The 7,102-nt window shown below is 74.3% G+C and carries 7 protein-coding genes; 3 read left to right on the top strand and 4 right to left on the bottom strand.

The window, feature by feature from the left end; all coding sequences use genetic code 11:
• The first annotated feature begins 295 nt into the window (after positions 1-295).
• The gene (locus tag IQ279_RS12265) at positions 296-547 is read left to right on the top strand and encodes a hypothetical protein (RefSeq protein ID WP_206348438.1); all 252 of its coding nucleotides are present in this window, start codon (positions 296-298) and stop codon (positions 545-547) included.
• Positions 548-654: 107 nt separating this feature from the next.
• Here IQ279_RS12265 and IQ279_RS12260 read toward each other — a convergent pair whose 3' ends face one another.
• Genes IQ279_RS12260 through IQ279_RS12250 form a run of 3 tightly spaced genes read right to left on the bottom strand, consistent with a single transcriptional unit; the run spans position 655 to position 3,871 of the window.
• The gene (locus IQ279_RS12260) at positions 655-1,530 is read right to left on the bottom strand and encodes a sugar phosphate isomerase/epimerase family protein (RefSeq protein ID WP_206348437.1); all 876 of its coding nucleotides are present in this window, start codon (positions 1,528-1,530) and stop codon (positions 655-657) included.
• The gene (locus IQ279_RS12255) at positions 1,527-2,705 is read right to left on the bottom strand and encodes a dihydrodipicolinate synthase family protein (protein WP_206348436.1); all 1,179 of its coding nucleotides are present in this window, start codon (positions 2,703-2,705) and stop codon (positions 1,527-1,529) included. The genes IQ279_RS12260 and IQ279_RS12255 overlap by 4 nt, the downstream gene beginning before the upstream one ends.
• Positions 2,702-3,871 carry a Gfo/Idh/MocA family protein gene (locus IQ279_RS12250; protein ID WP_206348435.1) on the bottom strand — a complete coding sequence of 390 codons (1,170 nt, stop codon included), beginning with the start codon at positions 3,869-3,871 and terminating at the stop codon, positions 2,702-2,704. Before IQ279_RS12250 ends, IQ279_RS12255 begins: the two co-directional genes overlap by 4 nt.
• A gap of 116 nt (positions 3,872-3,987) precedes the next feature.
• On the opposite strand from IQ279_RS12250, the gene IQ279_RS12245 reads away from it, so the two are divergent.
• Positions 3,988-5,085 (top strand): LacI family DNA-binding transcriptional regulator, encoded by a 1,098-nt coding sequence (locus IQ279_RS12245; protein WP_206348434.1) that lies wholly within the window; start codon positions 3,988-3,990, stop codon positions 5,083-5,085.
• Positions 5,086-5,215: 130 nt separating this feature from the next.
• Here the strand turns inward: IQ279_RS12245 and IQ279_RS12240 are convergent, their stop codons facing one another.
• Entirely contained in the window at positions 5,216-6,631 is a 1,416-nt protein-coding gene (locus IQ279_RS12240) for a S28 family serine protease (RefSeq protein WP_206348433.1), read from the bottom strand.
• 212 nt (positions 6,632-6,843) lie between these two features.
• Between IQ279_RS12240 and IQ279_RS12235 the strand changes: the two genes are divergently transcribed.
• Positions 6,844-7,065: a hypothetical protein gene (locus tag IQ279_RS12235; RefSeq protein WP_206348432.1), complete on the top strand. Its 222-nt coding sequence runs from the start codon at positions 6,844-6,846 to the stop codon at positions 7,063-7,065.
• Positions 7,066-7,102: the final 37 nt, after the last annotated feature.

Genomic DNA, 7,102 nt, shown 5'->3' with positions numbered 1-7,102 from the left:
TGAACGGCCGGGCCCCTCGTGTCCCCCCCGTCGGTCTCACCCTCCCCCGAGATCCCTCCCCGGTTCGACCGACAACCGCTATGACCCGCGGGGGGCCGGAAGGGTTGCACGGCGGAACAAGATTTTTTCGGCAGCCTCTCCCGCGGCCTCTCCGCGGCGGGCGCCGGAAGTGGAATCGGCGCGGGTCCGGGTACCCGGTCCGGGCTTCCCCGGGCCGCCGCCCGGCCGGTCCGGCCGGCGGCCGGGGACGGCGGGGGGCGACCGTGACGGCATCCGAGCAGTGAGGAGAGGGCGTATGAGCGGGTGGACGCCATCCCAGGCCGAGGGCGAGCGGGACGACGAGGAGGGCATCGACCAGTCACGCGGGCTGCACGAGCGGCACGAGGCCGCCTCCGGGCGGGCCGCCGCGGAGAAGGGCGGCCCGGAGAAGGGCGGCCCGGAGAAGACCGCCTCCGCAGGGGAGAAGGGCCCCGCCGCCACCCCCTCGCAGGCCGAGGGCGGCAAGGGCGCGGAGGGTGCCGAGCAGGATCGCGGCGGCGCGCGGTGACGCCGCCGTCGCCTCCCGCATCCGTGGGAGGCGACGGCGGCCCGGCGCGGTCCGCGGCGCGACGGTGGCGGACCGCGTCCGTCTCTGCGCCCCGGCGGGCTCCGTTCCTACAGGACGTGGGTGCGGAAGCGCTCCGCCGTCTCCGCGAGCGCCTCACGGCCGTCGCGGTCCCACAGGGCCTCGTTGAAGATCTCCACCTCCGTCCAGCCGGTGTAGCCGGCCGCCACCACCCGGTCGCGCCAGAAGCGGAAGTCGACCGAGCCGTCACCGAGCTGCCCGCGGCCCAGCAGCACGCCCGCCGGCAGCGGGGTGCACCAGTCGGCGAGCTGGAAGGCGGCGATGCGGCCGCTTCGTCCCGCCCGGTCGATCTGCGCGGGCGCCAGGTCGTCCCACCAGATGTGGTACGTGTCCACGACCACGCCGACCTGCTCGGCCGGGAAGCGCTCGGCCAGGTCCAGGGCCTGTCCGAGGGTGGAGACCACGCAGCGGTCCGAGGCGAACATCGGGTGCAGCGGCTCGATGGCCAGCCGCACCCCGCGCCCGGCCGCGTAGGGGGCCAGCTCGGCCAGCGCGTCGGCGATCCGCTCGCGGGCGCCGTACGGGTCGCGGTCGCCCTCGGGCAGCCCGCCGCAGACCAGGACCAGGGTGTCGGTGCCGATCCCGGCCGCCTCGTCGACCGCCGCCCGGTTGTCCTCCAGCGCCGCACGGCGCGCGGCGGGGTCGGCGGCGGTGAGGAAGCCGCCGCGACACAGGCTGGTGACGGTCAGGCCCGCGTCCCGCACCAGGCGGGCGGTGGCCTCCACGCCGTACTTCTGCACCGGTGCCCGCCACAGGCCGACGCCGCCCACGCCCAGCGAGGCACACGCCTCCACCAGTCCGGGCAGGGAGAGCTGCCGGACGGTCTCCTGGTTGATGGAGAAGCGGTCGGCGCCGGCGGGCCCGCCGGCCCCCGGGTCCCCGGAAGCTTCGGGGAACGCGCTCATGCCGTCACCCCGTACACCGCCAGCAGGTGCCGCATCCGCGCCTCGGCCAGCGCCGGGTCGGGGAACAGCCCCAGGGAGTCGGCCAGTTCGTACGCCCGCGCCAGGTGCGGCAGCGAGCGCGCGGACTGCATACCGCCGACCATGGCGAAGTGCTCCTGGTGCCCGGCCAGCCAGGCGAGGAACACCACACCGGTCTTGTAGTAGCGGGTCGGGGCCTGGAACAGGTGGCGGGACAGCTCGACGGTGGGGTCCAGCAGCTTGCGGAAGCCCGCCGGGTCCCCGGTGTCCAGCACCCGCACGGCCTCGGCCGCCAGCGGCGCCAGCGGGTCGAAGATGCCCAGCAGGGCGTGGCTGAAGCGCCCGCCGGCCGCGGGGTCGTCGCCCGCGATCAGCTCGGGGTAGTTGAAGTCGTCGCCGGTGTAGCAGCGCACCCCGCCCGGCAGTCTGCGGCGCAGCGCGACCTCGCGGCCCGCGTCCAGCAGGGAGATCTTGACGCCGTCGACCTTGTCGGGGTACTCGGCGATGACGGCGAGGAAGGTCTCGGTGGCGGCGTCCAGGTCCTCGCTGCCCCAGTAGCCGGTGAGCGCCGGGTCGAACATCGGGCCGAGCCAGTGCAGGATCACCGGCTCGGACGCCTGGCGCAGCAGGTGCCCGTAGAGCTCCAGGTAGTCCTCGGGGCCCCGGGCGATGGCGGCCATGGCCCGGGAGGCCATCACGATCGCCTGGGCGCCGGCCTCCTCCACCACGGCGAGCTGCTCCTCGTAGGCGGTGCGGACCTCGTCCGGGGACGCGGCGGGGCCGGTGAGCTGGTCGGTGCCCACCCCGCAGGCGACGCGGCCCCCGCAGGCGGCGGCCTCGGCGGCGGAGCGGCGGATCAGCTCGGCGGCGGCGGCCCAGTCCAGGCCCATGCCGCGCTGGGCGGTGTCCATGGCCTCGGCGACCCCGAGCCCGTGGGACCACAGGTGGCGGCGGAAGGCGAGCGTGGCGTCCCAGTCGACGGCGGCCGGGCCGTCGGGCGCCACGTCGGCGAACGGGTCGGCGACGACGTGGGCGGCGGAGAACACCGTGCGGGAGACCGGTGGCGGGCTCCCGGCGGCGGGGACGGCGGGCACCGCGGGCTCGGTGCGGGGGGCGTACTCGCGCAGGACGCCGCAGGCGTCGGGCAGGCGGATCACAGGCTCAGCTCCGGTACGTCGAGGCGGCGGCCCTCGGCCGCCGAGGCCAGGCCGAGTTCGGCGAGCTGGACGCCGCGGGCGCCGGCCAGCAGGTCCCAGGTGTATGGCTCGTCCAGCACCACATGGCGCAGGAACAGCTCCCACTGCGCCTTGAAGCCGTTGTCGAACTCCCCGCCCTCGGGGTGGTTGTCCGGCACCTCCTGCCACTGGTCGCGGAAGGACTCGGTCACCGGCAGGTCGGGGTTCCACACCGGCTTCGGGGTGGCGGAGCGGTGCTGGACGCGGCAGGTGCGCAGTCCGGCGGCGGCCGACCCCTCGGTGCCGTCGACCTGGAACTCCACCAGTTCGTCGCGGTTCACCCGCACGGTCCAGGAGGAGTTGATCTGGGCGACGATCCCGCCGTCGAGCTGGAAGATGCCGTAGGCGGCGTCGTCGGCGGTGGCCTGGTACGGCTTGCCCATCTCGTCCCAGCGCTGCGGGACGTGGGTGGCGGTGACGGCCTGGACGGTGCGCACCGGGCCGAACAGCTCGTGCAGGACGTACTCCCAGTGCGGGAACATGTCGACGACGATGCCACCGCCGTCCTCGGCCCGGTAGTTCCACGAGGGGCGCTGGGCGGGCTGCCAGTCGCCCTCGAAGACCCAGTAGCCGAACTCGCCGCGCACCGACAGGACGCGGCCGAAGAAGCCGCCGTCGATCAGCCGCTTGAGCTTGAGCAGCCCCGGCAGAAAGAGCTTGTCCTGCACCACGCCGTGCTTGACGCCGGCGGTGCGGGCGAGCCGGGCCAGTTCCAGCGCGCCGTCGAGGCCGGTGGCGGTGGGCTTCTCGGTGTAGACGTGCTTGCCGGCGGCGATCGCCTTGCGGATGGCGGCCTCGCGGGCGGAGGTGACCTGGGCGTCGAAGTAGATCTCGACGCTCTCGTCGGCCAGTACGGCGTCGAGGTCGCAGCTCACGGCGTCGGGGTCGAGGCCGTGGCGCTCGGCGAGCGCCCTGAGCGCGTGCTCGCGGCGCCCGACGAGGACGGGTTCGGGCCACAGCACATCGCCGTCGCCCAGCTCCAGCCCGCCCTGCTCGCGGATGGCGAGGATGGAGCGGACCAGATGCTGGCGGTACCCCATCCGGCCGGTGACGCCGTTCATGGCGATCCGTACGACCCTGCGTGTCATGAGCTTCCCTCTCGCTTTAGAAAGCGCTTTCTATCCTATGGCAAGCTAGCCTGCCCACAGCACTCACGACAAGACCCGCAGACGACACCCGCGGAAGAACCGCACCGGAGGAATCGATGGCAGTGACGCTGGCTGACGTGGCGGCCCGGGCCGGGGTCTCGGCGGCCACCGTCTCGCGCGTACTGAGCGGCAACTATCCGGTGGCCGGGGCCACCCGCAGCCGGGTGCTGCGCGCGGTGGAGGAGCTGGAGTACGTCGTGAACGGACCGGCCAGCTCCCTGGCCGCCGCCACCTCCGATCTCGTCGGCGTCCTCGTCAACGACATCGCCGACCCGTTCTTCGGGATCATCGCAAGCGCCGTCCAGTCGGAGATGGAACCGGAGAAGGGCGGCGGGAAACTGGCGGTGGTCTGCAACACCGGCGGCTCCCCCGAGCGCGAACTGACCTACCTCACGCTCCTCCAGCGCCAGCGCGCCGCAGCCGTCGTCCTCACCGGCAGCGCGGTGGAGGACCCCGCGCACACCGAGGCGCTGGCCACCCGGCTGCGCCGGCTGGCCGCCGCCGGCACCCGGGTGGTGCTGTGCGGCAGGCCGCCGCTGCCGGAGGCGGACGGCGACGGCGGCCGGGACGGGCAGAGGGGCGCCGCGGACGGCGGGGCGCCGCTCACCGTGGCCTTCGACAACCGCGGCGGCGCCCGCCGCCTGACCGGGCACCTCCTCGCTCTCGGCCACCGCCGCATCGGCTATGTCGCGGGCCCGGCCGAGCGCACCACCACCCGGCACCGGCTGGAGGGCCACCGGGCGGCGCTGGCCGACCACGACCGCGCCCTCCTCGCGGAGGCCGAACGCCTCACCGTGCACGGTGCGTACGACCGCTCCTCCGGCTACGACGGCACCCTGGAGCTGCTGCGCCGCGAGCCGGGCCTGACGGCCGTACTGGCCGCCAACGACACCGTCGCCCTCGGCGTCTGCGCCGCACTGCGCGAGGCGGGTCTGAGCATCCCCGGGGACGTGTCCGTGGCCGGCTTCGACGACCTGCCCTTCAGCGCGGACGCCTCCCCCGCCCTGACCACCGTCCGCATCCCGCTCCACGGCGCGGGCGCCCGCGCCGGGCGGCTGGCTCTGGGCCGGGACTCGGCTCCCCCCGGAGGCGTGGCGACCGTCCGCACCGAGCTGATGGTCCGCGCCTCGACCGCGGCCCCGCGCTCCGGCTGACCTTCCGCAGAAGCCGGTTGGCGGCCTCCTGCCCGGGCCGGTGCGGGCGGCCGCCCGCACCGGCCGGACGCGGCGGTGGGCGCGACCGGAGACCCGGTCGCGCCCACCGCTTCCCTCACGGGGTGCGCCCCTACGGGCGCAGCATCCGCCGGTCGGCCTTGTCGGCCTGGTCCAGCTTCGCGTCGTACGGCGCGAGCGGCGCCGCCTTCCGCTTCGCGGAGGCGTCGGCGTCCAGGCCGGCCCACCGCATCAGGGCGCCGGTGGCCAGTGCCCTGTCGTCCTCCTCCAGAGCGGCGATGTTCGCGCCGTGGTTGGCGCCGGGCGCGGTCAGGACGTAGGAGTCCTCACTGCCGCGGCCCAGCCGGAAGGGCTCCGCTCCCCACGGGTCGTTCTCGCCGTAGACGAACAGCATCCGCTCGGCGTCCTTGCGCACCCACTTGTCGATGTCGCGCATCGCCTTCCTGTCGAAGCTCATCGGGATGTCGCGCGGGACGTAGGAGCGCGGGTCGTAGATGCCGGGGTGGCGCAGCAGCCCGTCCAGGTGCGGGGTGTCGAAGCTCGGCGCGCCGAGCTGGGTGCCTGCCTGGTAGTAGTACGGCGTGTAGTACTCCAGGCCCTGGTCGGTGTAGAAGGAGAAGCCCGCCACCCGGTCGACGAAGTCGTACAGCTCGCCGGTGGTCGCGTCCGCCCCGGGCACCTGGCCGCAGTCGGACTCCGAGCCGTACTGCCACCAGGCCCACACCAGGTCCAGGCCGACGTTCTCGAAGGCCTTGTCGGCGCTGCCGACGACATCGAAGGTGTAGCCCTCCTGCCTCGCCCACGCCTCGTAGCGGGCCACGATCTCGTCGCGGCGCACGAAGACCTCGCGCTGCACGGTGTTCAGCCGCTCACGGCACTCGGCGGTGGAGACGGTGGCGAAGAACTCGTCGTAGGCCGAGTCCTCCTTGTTGTTGACGTCGTTGGGCGCGACGTAGGCGACCGTGCCGTCCATGTCGTGCGGGTAGAAGCGGCGGTAGTACGTGGCCGTCATGCCGCCCTTGCTGCCGCCGGTGGAGATCCACTCCTCGTCGTAGATCCGGTGCAGCGCGCGGAAGACACGGTGCTGGTCGCTGGCCGCCTGCCAGATGTCGAGCTTGGACCAGTCGGCGGGCTCGGGCCGCGACGGGGTGAAGAAGCGGTACTCCATGGAGACCTGGTTGCCGTCGGTCATCCGCGTCGGCTCGCTGCGCGAGGGCGTGGTGCGCAGCCCGTAGCCGGAGGTGTAGAAGACGGTGGGCCGGTCCTCGCCCCTGTGCAGCACCGTCAGGCGCTGCTCGAAGCCGCCCTTCCAGGGCCTGCGGTGGTCGACGGGCTGCCGGTAGCCCAGTACGAAGAAGCGGTAGCCGTCGACCGGCTTCTCCTCGATCAGGCGCATCCCCGGTATCGCGAGGATGCGGTCCTCGATGTCGGTCCCGGCCGCGGTGGCGGCCCCCGCCGACGCGCTGCCGACGCTGACGGTGCCGATGAGCACCAGCAGGGTCAGCAGCGCTCTGAGCGCCTTGCGCATGTGTGCCCTCCCGTGGGCTTGTCCGTGAACGCGGCGAACCTATCCGGCGCAACACCGGCCCCGCCAGAGCGGGTTGGCGCCGGCGGCGGGATCGGGCCCGGAGGGGGCGCACGGGGACGGCCCGGGGGACGGCCGTAGGCGGAACGCGGGAGGGAGGCGGCGGACGGATGTCCGGGTGCGCCCCGCCGCCCCCGGCCCGTACGGTCGCCCGTATGCCCGCACCCGGAGGTTTCTCCTACGACGTGTACGGCGACGGCACGGTGGCCGTCGCCCACCACGGCCGCCCGGTCACCACCCTGCGCGGCGAGCGCGCCCGGCGCTTCCTGGTGGAGGTGGAATCGGGCGATCCGCAACCGGTGACGGCCCGCTGGACGGGGAACCACCGGCGCGGCAACGAGCGCACGGCCCGCGCCCACCCGCGCAACCGCCGTTGAGCGCGCCCCCCGTGCACGGGGGACGCGCTCAACGGCG

It is taken from the genome of Streptomyces verrucosisporus (genome assembly GCF_017114865.1).
Taxonomy (GTDB): domain Bacteria; phylum Actinomycetota; class Actinomycetes; order Streptomycetales; family Streptomycetaceae; genus Streptomyces; species Streptomyces fenghuangensis.
Note: the sequence above shows the minus strand (reverse complement) of the source record. Positions and strands in the feature narration are given on the sequence as shown.